Origin of the sequence: uncultured Eubacterium sp. (genome assembly GCF_934561735.1) — a bacterium.
Classification (GTDB): domain Bacteria; phylum Bacillota; class Clostridia; order Oscillospirales; family Acutalibacteraceae; genus Eubacterium_R.
Window position 1 is genome coordinate 39,158 of record NZ_CAKTGT010000006.1, and the last position, 14,985, is coordinate 54,142.

13 protein-coding genes are annotated in these 14,985 nt (G+C 40.9%); 7 read left to right on the forward strand and 6 right to left on the reverse strand.

Translation table 11 applies throughout. The features are described 5' to 3' along the window. Positions 1-6 precede the first annotated feature (6 nt). Entirely contained in the window at positions 7-651 is a 645-nt protein-coding gene (locus Q0E08_RS06150) for an amino acid ABC transporter permease (protein WP_294778042.1), read from the reverse strand. Positions 652-807: 156 nt separating this feature from the next. Then, positions 808-1,614, reverse strand: coding sequence for a transporter substrate-binding domain-containing protein (locus Q0E08_RS06155; protein WP_294778044.1), 807 nt, complete (start codon positions 1,612-1,614; stop codon positions 808-810). Positions 1,615-1,860: 246 nt separating this feature from the next. Here Q0E08_RS06155 and Q0E08_RS06160 point away from each other — a divergent pair, with 246 nt between their 5' ends. From Q0E08_RS06160 to Q0E08_RS06180, 5 genes are all read left to right on the forward strand, one after another. After that, positions 1,861-2,634, forward strand: a complete 774-nt coding sequence (locus tag Q0E08_RS06160) for a basic amino acid ABC transporter substrate-binding protein (protein WP_294778046.1) — start codon at positions 1,861-1,863, stop codon at positions 2,632-2,634. Positions 2,635-2,715: 81 nt separating this feature from the next. Beyond that, complete coding sequence (locus tag Q0E08_RS06165) at positions 2,716-3,456, forward strand: amino acid ABC transporter permease (RefSeq protein WP_366775197.1); 741 nt, start codon at positions 2,716-2,718, stop codon at positions 3,454-3,456. After that, positions 3,446-4,189 (forward strand): amino acid ABC transporter ATP-binding protein, encoded by a 744-nt coding sequence (locus Q0E08_RS06170; protein ID WP_294778049.1) that lies wholly within the window; start codon positions 3,446-3,448, stop codon positions 4,187-4,189. Before Q0E08_RS06165 ends, Q0E08_RS06170 begins: the two co-directional genes overlap by 11 nt. 175 nt (positions 4,190-4,364) lie before the next feature. Next, positions 4,365-6,146 (forward strand): MFS transporter, encoded by a 1,782-nt coding sequence (locus tag Q0E08_RS06175; protein ID WP_294778050.1) that lies wholly within the window; start codon positions 4,365-4,367, stop codon positions 6,144-6,146. Beyond that, on the forward strand, positions 6,143-7,762 hold the full coding sequence (locus Q0E08_RS06180; protein WP_294778052.1) for a leucine-rich repeat protein: 1,620 nt from the start codon (positions 6,143-6,145) through the stop codon (positions 7,760-7,762). The genes Q0E08_RS06175 and Q0E08_RS06180 overlap by 4 nt, the downstream gene beginning before the upstream one ends. A gap of 62 nt (positions 7,763-7,824) precedes the next feature. Here Q0E08_RS06180 and Q0E08_RS06185 read toward each other — a convergent pair whose 3' ends face one another. From Q0E08_RS06185 to Q0E08_RS06200, 4 genes are all read right to left on the reverse strand, one after another. Then, the gene (locus tag Q0E08_RS06185) at positions 7,825-9,312 is read right to left on the reverse strand and encodes a S1C family serine protease (RefSeq protein WP_294778053.1); all 1,488 of its coding nucleotides are present in this window, start codon (positions 9,310-9,312) and stop codon (positions 7,825-7,827) included. A gap of 13 nt (positions 9,313-9,325) precedes the next feature. Next, a complete protein-coding gene (locus Q0E08_RS06190) occupies positions 9,326-10,822 on the reverse strand; it encodes a HAMP domain-containing sensor histidine kinase (RefSeq protein WP_294778054.1) in 1,497 nt (498 codons plus the stop codon). Between the two features lie 8 nt (positions 10,823-10,830). Further along, entirely contained in the window at positions 10,831-11,526 is a 696-nt protein-coding gene (locus Q0E08_RS06195) for a response regulator transcription factor (RefSeq protein WP_294778056.1), read from the reverse strand. 126 nt (positions 11,527-11,652) lie between these two features. After that, the gene (locus Q0E08_RS06200) at positions 11,653-12,888 is read right to left on the reverse strand and encodes an ATP-binding protein (protein ID WP_294778058.1); all 1,236 of its coding nucleotides are present in this window, start codon (positions 12,886-12,888) and stop codon (positions 11,653-11,655) included. Between the two features lie 163 nt (positions 12,889-13,051). Here Q0E08_RS06200 and Q0E08_RS06205 point away from each other — a divergent pair, with 163 nt between their 5' ends. Both Q0E08_RS06205 and ilvC read left to right on the forward strand, forming a co-directional pair. After that, positions 13,052-13,708, forward strand: a complete 657-nt coding sequence (locus tag Q0E08_RS06205; RefSeq protein ID WP_294778060.1) for a FadR/GntR family transcriptional regulator — start codon at positions 13,052-13,054, stop codon at positions 13,706-13,708. 135 nt (positions 13,709-13,843) lie between these two features. Then, positions 13,844-14,860: a ketol-acid reductoisomerase gene (gene ilvC, locus Q0E08_RS06210; protein ID WP_294778062.1), complete on the forward strand. Its 1,017-nt coding sequence runs from the start codon at positions 13,844-13,846 to the stop codon at positions 14,858-14,860. Positions 14,861-14,985: the final 125 nt, after the last annotated feature.

The window sequence follows — 14,985 nt, forward strand, 5'->3', positions numbered from 1 at the left end:
TCCTCCTTATGCTTCAAAATAACTCATTTTCTTTTCTGCCCAATGGAAGAAAATTGTAAGAAGTCCACAGAACACAAGATAGAAAACGGCTGTGTAAAACAGCGGCCAAATAAGACCTGCCGATTTGATGAAGTTTTGACCCATAAAGATAATTTCATACACTGCGATGATACGGGCAAGCGAAGTGTCCTTTACAAGTGTAATAATCTCGTTACTCATAGGCGGCACAATACGCTTAATAACCTGCAAAAGAGTAACCTTGAAGAAAATTTGGCTTTTGCTCATACCGAGAACCAGACCTGCCTCGGTTTGTCCCTTTGGAACAGATTCGATACCGCCGCGGTAAATCTCGCTGAAATAGCAAGAATAGTTGATAACAAACGCAACAATTACCGCATTAAAGCGTTCCATAAGGTTCCAACCGAAAATCAATCCGGGGCCGAAATAAACGATAATGAGCTGAAGCATAAGCGGTGTACCGCGGATAATCCAAATAAAGATCTTTGTTAAATATTTAAGCGGCTTAAACTTTGACATTGAGAAAAAGCTGAGCACAAGCCCCAAAGGAAGTGAAAACAAAAGGGTAAGAGCGAAAATTTTGAGTGTTTCCGCAAAGCCCTTGAGAAGTTCAAGTGTAACTGTCCAAAACATAAAATATTCTCCTAAACCGAATGATAGAGTTATGATTGTTTCGGGGCAGGCAAGCCTGTCCCCTACGGTGTTTTTTGAAGGTAAATCAAGCCTTTATAAGCCACCAAAAGGCAGCTACCCAAAATGAGTAACTGCCTCGCATAATTAAGTTAAAAATTATTCTGCAAGCTGAACGCTGTACTTATCTGCAAGCTTTTGCAATGTACCGTCTGCTTTGAAGTCTGCGATGATTTGGTTAACCTTTTCGGTCATATCGCTTTCCTTGCGGAAGCTGATACCGTACTGCTCGTCAACAAGAACAACAGATGATTTAAGGTCTGCATAGTCTGTGCCCTCACCTGTCATAGCAGCTGCCATTGTTGAATCGATAATGCAAGCGTCGGATGAACCCGAAGCAACTTCCAAAAGTGCATCGGACTGAGCGGTAACGGCTGTTGCCTTGAGTCCGTTATCTTCTGCGGCACTCTGACCTGCCGAGCCGTTTTCTACAGCGAATGAAAGGTCTTTGAGGTCGTCAACCGTTTTAAGTTTGCCGGCAAGTTCCGACTTTGTAACAACGATTTGCTGATTCATTGCATAAGCGTTTGTAACAGATGAATTGTTCTTAACCTCATCTGTGATTGTCATACCGTTCCAGATACAGTCGATTGAGCCTGTCTGGAGTTCAAGGAACTTGTTGTCCCAGTCAATCTCTACGAATTCAGCTTTAACGCCGAGCTTTTCCGCAACCATATTTGCAAGGTCTGCATCAAAGCCAATCCAATTACCGTTGTCGTCCTTGTAATCCATAGGAGCAAAGTCTGTAATACCTACAACAAGCTTACCGGATTCAATGATTTTTTCCGAATCGGTTTTGCTTGACTTATCGCCCGAATCGGAAGAACCGTTTGAACAAGCCGCAAATGCAAAGCAAACTGTGAGCACAGCCAAAACGACTGCGATTACTTTTTTTAATGTTTTCATAACTTCTACCTCATTAAATTAATTTTGTTGATGGGTTCATTATACTTTATTTCTTTAGCGTTGTAAAGCGGTAATACGATAAAATTCCATTTTTGTGAAAATTGCATAAATATTTTTTTAATCAAGATGAATAGTTGTGCACTAAAATTGTATAAATATGCAATTAAAGTATAACTATTGCAAAAAGAACTTTAGTGTGCTATTGTGGAAACACTAAAAATGTATATAATATAAAGGAGAAAGATTATGAAAAAATTTTTAGCGGTTCTCCTTGCGGCATTGATGATTTGCATTAGCTTCGTTGCATGCTCAAGCGAGAAAAAATCAGATGACACAAACACAGACACAGACACACAGGAAACATTGACAATGGCTACAAACGCCGAATTCCCTCCTTACGAATACAAAGAGGGCGACAATGTTGTAGGTATCGATGCAGAAGTTGCACAGGCTATCGCCGACAAACTCGGCATGAAGCTTGAAATCGTTGACACAAAGTTTGACGCTATCATCCCGGGCGTACAAAGCGGTAAGTACGATATGGGTATGGCAGGTATGACTGTTACTCCTGAAAGAGAGCAGAGCGTTTCATTCTCTGATTCTTATGCAACAGGTATTCAGTCAATCATTGTTAAGCAAGGCAGCGACATCAAGTCGGTTGACGACCTCAGCGAAAAGACAAAGATCGGTGTTCAGCTCGGTACAACAGGCGACATCTATGCAAAAGACGACTTCGGTGACGAAGCTGTTCAGGAATACGACAAGGGTGCAGACGCTGTTCAGGCTCTTATCGCAGGCAAGATTGACTGTGTAATTATCGATAACGAACCTGCGAAGTCATTTGTTGCAGCAAACGAAGGCTTGGAAATCCTTAAAACTTCATATGCAGAAGAGGATTACGCTATCTGCTTCAAGAAGGATAACACAGAGCTTCAAACAAAGGTTAACGACGCTCTTAAAGAACTCATTGCTGACGGCACAGTTCAAAAGATTGTTGACAAGTACATTACAGCAGACTGATTCGGCTGAATTAACACAGATTAAGGCGAACTAATTGTTCGCCTTTATTTATGGAGATATAAAATGTTAGATACAATATTAATGAAAGCTCCGGCTTTTGTTGAAAACTTCAAAAATCAGTTTGACCTCAACTTTATACAAAAAGACAGATGGAAGTATATGGTTACGGGTTTGGGTCACACACTTGAAATTACGCTTGTTGCCGCAATTATCGGCATAGTAATAGGTGTGCTCATTGCCGCAGTGCGTTCTTCATACGACAAAAACGAAGAAACGCTCAAGCTTCGCGGCGGCTTCACCTACCACATTATGAGAATTCTCAATTTCATATGCAAACTTTACCTCACGGTTATCAGAGGTACACCGGTAGTTGTTCAGCTCCTTATCACATACTTTATCATTTTTGCCGCATCGTCAAACGGTATTGCGGTTGCGATTTTTGCATTCGGCATCAACTCGGGCGCATATGTTGCAGAGATTTTCCGTGGCGGCATTATGTCCATTGACGAAGGTCAATTTGAAGCAGGTCGTTCAATCGGATTCAACTACTTCCAAACTATGAGATACATTATTTTACCGCAGATGTTTAAGGCTGTATTGCCTACACTTCTCAACGAATTCATTGCACTTCTCAAGGAAACATCCGTTGCCGGCTATGTTGCCGTAACCGACCTTACAAAGGCAGGTTCAAGCATCTCGGCTTCAACATATTCTTACTATATGCCTCTTTTGTCGGTAGCACTCATTTACCTTGTAATTGTTATGCTCCTTACAAAATTGGTAGGAATACTTGAAAGGAGACTTCGTAAAAATGAAAGATAATGCACTTATTTCCGTAAATGATGTAAAAAAATATTATCTCGGCGGCGAAGTTAAAGCTCTTGACGGAGTTAACCTTGAAATCAATCAAGGCGAAGTTGTTGTTATCATCGGTCCTTCCGGTTCGGGCAAATCAACAATGCTCCGTTCGCTCAATCTCCTTGAAATTCCGACGACAGGTCACATCATTTTTGACGGCGAGGATTTAACAAACCCGAAGCTCAACATCAACAAGCACAGACAAAAGATGGGTATGGTGTTCCAGCACTTCAACCTCTTCCCTAATATGACAATTTTGCGTAATATGACTATCGCACCGATGAAGTTGCTCAAAAAGTCGCAGGAAGAAGCGGAAGCAAAGGCACTTGAACTTCTTGAAACCGTTGGACTTCGTGACAGAGCGGATTCCTATCCGAGCCAGCTTTCGGGCGGTCAAAAGCAAAGGGTTGCCATTGTAAGAGCACTTTGCATGGAGCCTGAAGTTATGCTTTTTGACGAGCCGACCTCTGCACTTGACCCTGAAATGGTAGGCGAAGTTTTGCAGGTAATGAAACAGCTTGCAAACAAAGGCATGACAATGGTTATCGTAACTCACGAAATGGGCTTTGCAAAAGAGGTTGCCACAAGAGTTATCTTTATGGACGAAGGCAAAATCCTTGAACAAGGCACACCGGATGACATTTTCAATCATCCGAAAGACCAAAGATTGGTTGACTTCCTTTCTAAGGTACTGTAAATATATTATTATAAGGGCATCCCAAGGGGTGTCCTTTTTTATTTGTTAAACATCAATTTGTACAAAATGTAAAATTCCTTTTTAAAACTTTGTGCACAATTTATACAAAAAACAGTTAATTTTTTGCTAAAAATATGTTATTGTTTAATAAGTACAGTGCTTTAGGAGGAAATGAATGGGAAACAAAGGTTCAAAGGTAAAAGGACTTTTTACCGAAGTTAAAACGCATTGGAACAAGCCTGCAAAGGGCAAATATGTTCCGTACAAGGAATATGTGGATATTCTGTTTGGCGTAGGTGCAAACTATGCCGGCAACAAAACGCTTGAATACATCAGCTTTGCTGCAGGCTGCTATTTGATGATGTATCACTACAAGCTGCCGTATCTTACATACGCAATTATCTCCCTCATCAATATGCCGCTCAACTATGTTTGGACGCTTATCGGATGGGTAATCAACGACAACCTCGGATTTTTGCCAAAGAAAACCGAGCGTAGTTTTTACGGATTATATTTCTTTTTGATAGCCGCCGGACTTGCAATGATATTCGGCGATTTTTCGGCATTTCTGCCCGAAACAAACAAACTTGTTGCCTACCTCAACGGGCTTGAGGGCGTTAATGCCGCATCGGTTATCAAAATTTTCGGCACCCACATTTTATGGAACGGCTGGTCCGGTGCCCGTAATATTTTTTACAGAAAGAAGCTTATACCTAAATTCGGCAGATACAAGTACAGCCTTTATTGTGATGTTGTGCCGAAAATCATAATGGTTTGGCTCATCGGCTGGCTTCCGTTTTATTCAACAATCACAGATGTTACAACAAGAGTTTGGGTTGCAAACCTGCTGTTTTCAATCTACAACCTCTTTGGGTTCAACAACAATCTTGAAACCTGCACGCAAAACATCTCGCCGAATATGCGTGAGCGTATCTTTGTAAGGTCATATCCTATAAAGCTTTCTCACCTGTTCCAATCAATTTTGGCAATCATTTTGCCGGCAATTATTGACAAGTGCCCAAACGACTGGGCGGACATTGCCGTGTTCAAATGGATTATTCCTGTTACATTTACGATTTTTGCCGTTATCACAATGATATTTGCAGGCAGAATCAAAGAGAGAATTCCGCAACCGCCTCTTGAAAAGAAGGTTAAAATCAATTTCTGGGACGGTATGTTCGGTGTTCTTCGCAACAAATACAGGTGGATCCAAACAATAGTAGGTCTTTTGGATTCACTCGGCAACGGTATGCTTGCATTTACAACAATTTTGTACCTTTACACATTCAGGTTGACGGGTCTTACATACAGTCTTATTGTTGCTCTCGTCAGCTTTGCCGGCACGCCGCCCGACCTGTTCACGCCGTACTTTATCAAGAGATTTACCTACAAGCAGGTTATGATATTCTATCAGCTTTCCCGTGCCGTATGCTACAGCGTAATTGTTTGCTGCTACATCTTCTGCGGCGAAAACCTTGTTCTTTGCGGTACACTTTCGGTGGTTATGCTGTTCATAACCGAAATGTTCCAAACCGTACCTAAGTCAATCTCGCACGATATGGACATTCGTGTAAACGACTATCAAATGTACCTTTCGGGTGAAAGACTTGAAAGTTTTGCCGGCGTATTCGGCTGGTTCACGGGTCCTATCACTTCATTTGTAGGCCTTATCATTCCGTTGTTACTTCTCAAATTCGGTTTTAACACAAACTGGGATGTACTTTTCATCGACTCGTCAAGAGTAAAAATCATTGTTGTACCTATTATAATAGATATTATAGGCTATCTTCTTATGACGATACCGTATATCTTTTGGGATTACAACGACGACAAGCAAAACAAAGTTATGGAAGTCTTGCGTCGCCGCGAAGAAGTTACAAGAAAGCAATATAACGAGGAGCACGGCATAGTTGAAGTTGCCGAAGAAGAAAAAGAACTTGAGGAGGTTGTATCATGAGCAAAAAGAAAAAGCAAAAGCAAAATGACGACTTCCTTGCACAGGAGGCATTTGAAACTCAGGAAACCGCTCAGGCTTACACGCTCGATATTCCCGAAGATGAAATTTGGACATATCAAATCGAAGGACTGCAAAAGCCTCACATCAATCAACCGTATGACAACGCAAAAACCAAAAAAGTTGTCTTTATCGTTGTACTGCTGATTGCAATTTTTGCGGCAATGTTCTTTTCAGTAAAAGCCGTACACAGCGACACATACAAATACAAACAGCTTGATGACGGCACATATGAACTTGTAAGATTTTCAAATCCGGGCGGAATAACAGACATCACCATTGACTATGTTGTTGACCTCGACACAGGCAAAAAAGATACATCAAAGCCTATCACATCCATCCACGAATATGCGTTCAACGGTGATGAAACACTGCACAACATCACATTCGGCAAGGATGTAAAATACATTGACAGCAAGGCTATTTACAGCTGTTGGTATGTTCGCAATGTGTGGATTGACGACCAAAACCCCAACTACTGCGACCTTGACGGCGTTGTTTACAACAAAGATGTAACCGAAGCGGTGTTTTACCCTAACTATCACGATTTGCAGCTGATGATTGAAAACGGCTACGCAGATGAAAAAATCGACAAAAAGGGCAACCGCAAGTTTATATCAAAGATTACCGATGAAAACGGCAATTTAGTTGATGAAAAAGGCAACAACCTTGTTGAAAGAATGTGGGGCACAAACAAACTCTATGACGAGCAGTATTATCAAACATACAACAGGCTTTGCCGCACATATGTCATTCCGTCAACAGTTACAAAAATCAACGAACTTGCATTTGCATACAGCAACATCGTTGACCTTTACATACCCGAGGGCGTAACAAAAATGGACAATATGGCTGTGTTTAAAAACACCGTTTTAACAAACATTTTCACCTACACAACCGACACGCCGATTACGGACACAACATACAAAGCCGTTGACTCGATGAAAACAATTTACAATTCCCTGCCGGAAAGCTTGGAATTTATCGGTTCGGACTGCCTTTATTACACAAGGGCACTCAACTATATGTACATTCCGAAAAATGTTAAGACCATCAAACACCACGCTTTTTGGGATGCTGTTTACAAAGAGGACAAGGAACTGAAAGGCATTACCTACTTTGATGTTGAAGCCGACGAGGATACATTTAACAACACCGTAGAAACAGGTGACCAATGGCGACCGCAATACGACTATATGGCGTTTAAAAAATCAATTCCCGTAAATTATGGGGTTAAAGAACGCAAATCGCTTTACAGCGACAATGTTCACCGTCAATACTATTGGGCTGTTCAATGGGCAATCAACAACACAAGCGATGATGTCAAAGCGAAAATGCAATATTTAATCAAAGATTTGGATAACGACGGCACACCCGAGCTGATAATTAAAAATTACAAAGGCAAAGGCGACAAAGTGCTGACTATGAAGCAAAACTACCTTGCCGATTACGAAGGCACAGCCGATTACCAAAACGACAAATTCAGTGCACTTGACGACAATGTACAGCTTGATTCAATCTACGACATAACAAAAGCAGACAATGTAAACTATAAATAAGCAACAATAACACAGGGACTGTCACATATAAATGCGACAGTCCCTTAAACTGTTTAGTAATATTAGCCTTTGCTTTCGATAAGCTTGCACTTTACATCAAAGATTTTAAGATTATTATTCTCAATTCTTGCGATTGTAAGTGTTACCGTATCGCCGGGTGATGATTTGCTGAGGATATTTGTGAGCACATCGGTTGAAGTCATTGTGTTGCCGTTAATTGCAACAATCATATCATACTGTCTAACATCCTTGTTTGCAAGGTCCGATTCGGAATCAACTTCGCCGATAATCATTGTACCTTCGGCATCTTTGTAGCCCTTTTGTTCAAGAGCGGCAAGAATTGCACTTGCATTTGACGCATTTGTAATTGTATTGTAAGTGATGCCAAGTTTTGCTCTGCCTGCCACATAACCGTTTTTAATAAGGCTGTTTGCCGTTTTAACCGCTGTATTGCTCGGTACGGCAAAGCCCATACCCTCATAATCGGTTGAAGCAATCTTTGATGAGTTGATGCCGATAACCTGACCGCTCATATTGAAAAGCGCACCGCCCGAGTTACCCGGATTGATAGCCGCATCTGTTTGAATACACTCGTTATCGTAACCGATTGATGATGAAACGGGACGGTCAAGAGCAGATACAATACCTGTTGTAACGCTGTTCATAAACTTACTGCCGCCCGGGCAACCGATAACTACCGCTTGTTCACCGACAACGATGTCATCGCTGTTGGCAAACTCGGCAACCTGAAGCCCGCTTGCCTTGATTGAAAGAACGCCTATATCGGTTTGGCTGTCATATCCTACAATTGTTGCATCGTAGGTTTTGCCGTCATTTGTTGTTACCTTAAAGGTTGAGCCGTCCGAAATAACATGAGCCGCAGTCATAATATATGTTGTTCCGCCGTTTTCGCTCATTATAACGCCCGAACCTTCGCCCGATAAAGTTTGTTCATCTGAACCGCTGTTTTGACTTTGACCGAAATTGTAAAAATCATAATATGAATTCTGCTCGGAATAAACCGAAATGAGAACACAGGAATCGATAGTTTTTTCAGCGACGCCGGCAACGGTCAAATTACCGTTGCTGTCCTTTGTTGCAACATCGCCCTTGCTATCATTAATTTTTGCTCCGCCCTTTGTGCTGTCGGCAGAATCGCTTTGAGTGGTGCTTTCACTTGAACCGCTTGATGAATTATTTCCTACCATTGCGGCTGCAATGCCAAAGATTGACACAGCTACAACAACTATTGCAACAATGATGACAACCTTGAGTGCCTTATTCTTTTTCTTAGGCGGCTTCGGAGCCGGTGCAACAGGTCTGCCATACATATTTGCATTGTTTGGTGTGTAATATGTGCCGTTATTAGGGCGTGTATTGTTTTGATAATATCGGCCCTGATTTACAGGCTGTGAATATTGATTGGGCTGTGAGCCCTGATTTGTATTATTTTGCGGTTGATTTTGTCTTGGCGGAACAAAATGATACTCGCCGTTCGGCATATCGTTGCCGCCGCTTACATTATTTTGATTGTTGTTATATTCGTCCATGACGATTCTCCTTTTATTTTGATTTTGGAAGAGTAAACACAAATTCTGCTTCGGTCTTGCTGTCCGACTTTGCAAAAATTCTGCCGCCGTGCATCTCTACCATTGTTTTTACTATATAAAGTCCGAGACCTGCACCCTTTGCGTCAAGTGAGCGTGATTTGTCCACTTTATAGAATCTTTCAAACACACGGGAAAGCTCTGAAGCGTCAATACCCTCACCGCTGTTTTTGATGCTGACTTGAACATTGTCGCCCACATCGGCAACATTAATCTCTATATATCCTCCGTCATTTGTAAACTTAACGGCATTGTCAAACAAGTTGTAAATAACCTGATAAATCATATCCGTATCGGCTACAATATGGTGAGGTTCAAGATTATCAAGTCCTCGAATTTCTATATTTTTCTTTTCTATCTTTTGCTCAAAGGTCAAAAGAATATGAATAATTTGGTCGGAAAGATTATACGGCTTAGGTTTCATCTGGAAGTCGCCCGATTCAATCTTGCTCATATTAAGCATTGCCACAACAAGTCGTGACAATCGTCTTACCTCATCCGATACAATCTTTAGATAATAATCCTCTTTTTCCTTTGGAATTGTTCCGTCAAGAATACCATCAATAAATCCTGCAATGGAAGTCATCGGCGTTTTAAGTTCGTGCGAAACATTTGCAACAAACGACCGTCTTGAGCTTTCGAGTTTGTCAAGAGCATCTGCCATTTCGTTGAAAGCATAGCCCAAATCCGCAAGTTCATCGTTTGTTTTGATGTTAACTCTGTATGAAAAGTCGCCTACCGCAAAACGCTTTGCCGCCGCACTCATTTGCTGAAGAGGAGTAACCATATGCTTTGTAACCTGCCAAATAACTATGCAGGCAATGCCGAGGCAAATGATTGCAATAATCAAAAACGACTTCATAACAAGCGAAACAATGCCTTGTGAGCCTGTCGGTGTAACTGCAAAAACCGTACCTATAATTTGATTGTTGTCAGTTAAATTATTTGCATCAAACGAAGTTTTTATTGCCGTACCGACAACATAATACGATTCGCCGTTAATCATTGCCTTGCCGATTGAAGCACCCTCATACACACGCTGAAGCTGTTTGTCACCGATTACAAAATTTTTATGATTTTTGCACACCGTTTCTCCGGTAACAAATCCTTTAAGTCCGGTTTGGTCCTTGCACATAATTATGCTGCCGCCGGCATCACAAACAAACACATCGGCATCTATACAACCCGACACCATAGAAAGGTTTTCACAAATACTTTCCTTATATGCCGAATAATCACTGTTCATATTATTTACAATCATATTCTGCGATATTGTATTTGCAAGTGTTTTTGTATTTTCACTCAAAAGGTCTGTTTTTTCGCTGAGAGAATAAGCGTTAACAATCGTTATGAGCACTGTACCCATAACCGTAAGCATAAAAAGAAAGATGGCAACAAATATCAAAAAGTATTTGGTAAACAGGTTTTGTCTTTTACCTTTTCGTAATGCCATAATTCAATTTAGTCCTTTGTTTCAAATTTATATCCAACACCCCAAACGGTCTTTAAGCACCATTTGTCCGATACGCCTTCAAGCTTTTCACGGAGTCTTTTTACATGCACATCAACTGTACGGGAGTCGCCGTAATAATCAAATCCCCACACCTCATCAAGAAGCTGGTCACGGGTATAAACTCTGTTTGGATTTGAAGCAAAGTGATAAATGAGTTCAAGTTCTTTAGGAGGAGTGTCAACAGGCACGCCCTTTACCTTCATCTCATAATTTTGAATATTAATTTCAAGATTGTCATAGATAACAACCTTTTTTTCGGTTTCTGTTGAGTCGCTGTCGCCTGTTGTTCTGCGAAGAACAGCTTTAACTCTTGCCATAACCTCTTTTGCATCAAAAGGCTTTACAACATAGTCGTCTGCGCCAAGTTCCAAGCCAAGTACCTTATCAAAGGTTTCGCCCTTTGCGGTAAGCATTATAATAGGAGCAGATGATGTTTTTCTGATTTCACGGCAAACTTGCCAGCCGTCCTTTTTAGGAAGCATAATGTCAAGGAGCACCAAATCGGGTGTCTTGTTTTGGAACATATCAACAGCTTCCTGACCGTCGTTTGCGGTGAATACCACATAGCCCTCATTTTCAAGATAAAGTTTGAGAAGTTCGCAGATGTTTAAATCATCGTCAACTACAAGAATTTTATTTGCCATAATCGTTTTTCCTTTCTTTCTTCTCTTTGCACCCATAATATCAAACGATTTTGTTCACAATTTGTATTTTGAGTAAACAAAGAATTAATATTTTTAACAATTAATTAATTCATATTTATCAAATTTTTACCATTCGATATTTCGCTTTTCACAGCTTTCAACATAGTCGATAAACTGACGGGCACATCTCGGAGAACGACCGCCTCTGCGTCTTGCCCATTGTTCTGCGTTGAACAATATCTTTTCCATATCGGATTTAAGTCCTCTGTCGGTTGCAATCTTTTGAACAATGTCTTCAAAATCCTTTTTGTCGGGATTGATGAATGTGATTGAAAGACCGAATCTGTCTGAAAGCGAAAGTTCTTCCTGAAGAGTATCGGAACGGTTTACATCATTTTCACGGTCGGAGAAATTCTCCTTGATAAGATGGCGTCTGTTTGATGTGGCATAAATAAGAGTATTATTCTGTCTGCCCGAAAGTGAGCCCTCAAGTGCCGCCTTTAATTCGCCGAACGAATCATCGTGATTGTCAAAGCTCAAATCATCAATAAATATGATGAATTTCATAGGACTGTCGGAAATCTTTTCCCTAATCATAGTCAAATCGTTGATGTCGCCCTTTGAAATTTCAATCATTCGCAAGCCTCTGTCCTTATATTCATTAAGGATTGCGTGAACGGTGGAACTTTTGCCCGTACCTCTGTCACCGTAAAGCAAAACATTGTTTGCCGGCAAGTCGGAAATAAACGCAACGGTGTTATCAACAACCTTGCCACGCTGAACCTCATAGTTTTTAAGGTCGGTCAAGCGAATGGAATCAATAGCCGTAATCGGAACGAACTCCTCATTTCTCCAAGTGAACGCAACAAATTTGGCAAACATACCGTAACCGTTTGTTCTGTGAAAGGCTTTTAAATCTTCAATATGTTCTGCCCAATTATCGGTGAGCGGAAGCATTGCCCTGCCGTTTGAATTCCACTTTGGCATAGTTTTGAGAACATCCGCAATGTCACTGTCCTCTTCCGCTTTATAAATATCCTCTGCCGAAATCGAAGCGATAACTTCAAGCTTTTCCAAATCGGCTTTTACACCGTCAATAATAGACGGGTCAAGTTCATCACATTTTCCTGCCGCAGCAGCCTTTGTAAAAACATTGTCATCTGTCAAAATAAGTTTTGACACATAGTGCCTGAGCGAATGATGTGATGACAGCAAATTGAAAAATCTGCTCTGCTTTGTCAAAACAGTTTCGTCCTCCAATGAGTTGAGCAAATCATAAAGTGCGTTAATAATCTCGTCCTGTTTAAAATCATATACGCACAATGATTCAATATAATATCTTACCTTTACGGCCTTATTCATTATTACACCTTCTGCCTCTATATATTAGAATTAATTACATTCTATAACATTTGTTCACAATTTACAATAGCTATCGGAAAAATAATTTAAAAATATGATGTCTGACAACATATTGACTTGTATGATGTTTTGTGGTATTATCATACATAAAGGAGATGGTGCTATGTCAAATACAAGTAAACTGTCCGATATTACAGCAAAAAGAATCAAGTCTATGATAGAAAACGAGCACCGCTTTTCCGTAGGCGACAAACTCCCAAACGAAAACGATTTTGCCGCAGAACTCGGAATAAGTCGTTCCACCCTGCGAGAAGCGGTGAGAATTTTAACGCTCGGCGGAATATTGGAAATCAAGCGTGGCAAAGGTACTTTTGTTACATCAAACACCACAATAGAAAGCAACGACCTCGGCGAAATCAGCAGCGGTCTTGACGATTTGTTTGAGATGAGGCTGATGTTTGAACCGGATTGTGCATATTACGCCGCACAGCGTGCCACAGACGAGGAAATAGCGATCATCTGCAAATACGGCGAAGCCGTTGAAGCAAAGATAAAATCCGGCGAAGACAGAACATACGAGGAGCAAAAGTTCCACGAAAGTATCGCAAACGCAACGCACAATGCATTTGTAAAGCAATTTATGCCAATCATCTTCAACGCAATCAAAAACGGCGTAATTGTTATGCAAAAAGACGAAAACATCAACAAAAACAACTTAAACGATGACAGACTGATTATGGACTTCCTCAAAGCACGAAACGCAGAGGGTGCGAGAACGGCAATGAGGCTCCATATTTTGCACGCAATGGAAGGATTATAAAAAAATTAAAATTTTCTATTGACATAAGACATCATACGATATATAATGTGAATTAAGAAATAAATCAAACGGTTGTCGGTCAACTTGTCCGACAGCCAAACAAAACAAAATATTATTTTTTCGGAGGAAATAAAAATGGCAGAAGCTAGAATTTTTTACGAATCAGATTGTAATTTGAGTGTACTTGACGGCAAGACAGTTGCTATCATCGGCTTTGGTTCACAGGGTCACGCTCACGCACTCAACCTTCACGAAAGCGGCGTTAATGTAATCGTTGGTCTTTACGAAGGTTCAAAATCATGGAAGCATGTTGAAGACCTTGGTCTTAAGGTTATGACAACAGCAGAAGCAGTTAAGGCTGCAGACATCATCATGGTACTTACTCCTGATGAAAAGCAAGCTGCAATCTACAAGAACGACATCGCTCCAAACCTCACAGAAGGCAAAGCACTTGCATTTGCACACGGCTTTAACATTCACTTCAAGCAAATCGTACCACCTGCAAATGTAGATGTATTTATGATTGCTCCTAAGGCTCCGGGTCACACAGTAAGATCAGAGTACAAAGAAGGCAAAGGTACTCCTTGCCTCGTAGCAGTATATCAAGACGCTTCAGGCCACTGCCTTGACACAGCACTTGCTTACGGTGCAGGCATCGGCGGTGCAAGAGCTGCTATCCTTGAAACAACATTTAAGTGCGAAACAGAAACTGACCTCTTCGGTGAGCAAGCTGTTCTTTGCGGCGGTGTTACAGCTCTTATGAAGGCTGGTTTTGAAACACTTGTTGAAGCAGGTTACGACCCAAGAAACGCTTACTTTGAATGTATCCACGAAATGAAGCTTATCGTTGACCTTATTTATTCAGGCGGCTTCTCAAAGATGAGATACTCAATTTCAAACACAGCTGAGTTCGGTGACTACGAAACAGGTAAGCGTCTTGTAACAGACGAAACCAAGAAGGAAATGAAGCAAATCCTTCGTGAAATCCAAGACGGTACATTTGCTTCTAAGTTCATCACAGAAGCAAACAACGGTTGGGCTCACTTCAAGGCTACAAGAGAGCTTGAAGCTTCTCACCAACTTGAAGAAGTAGGTAAGGGCATCAGAGCTATGTACAGCTGGAACGGTGACGACAAATACGCTGAAAAATAATCAGTAATAACTTCCCTAAAAATTATCGGTATCGCTAAATCAAGCGATACCGATTTTCTTATGTTTGCATAAAAGAGATAAATTCAGCACGAGAAGATAATATCTCTTCCCCTACAACAAAAAAG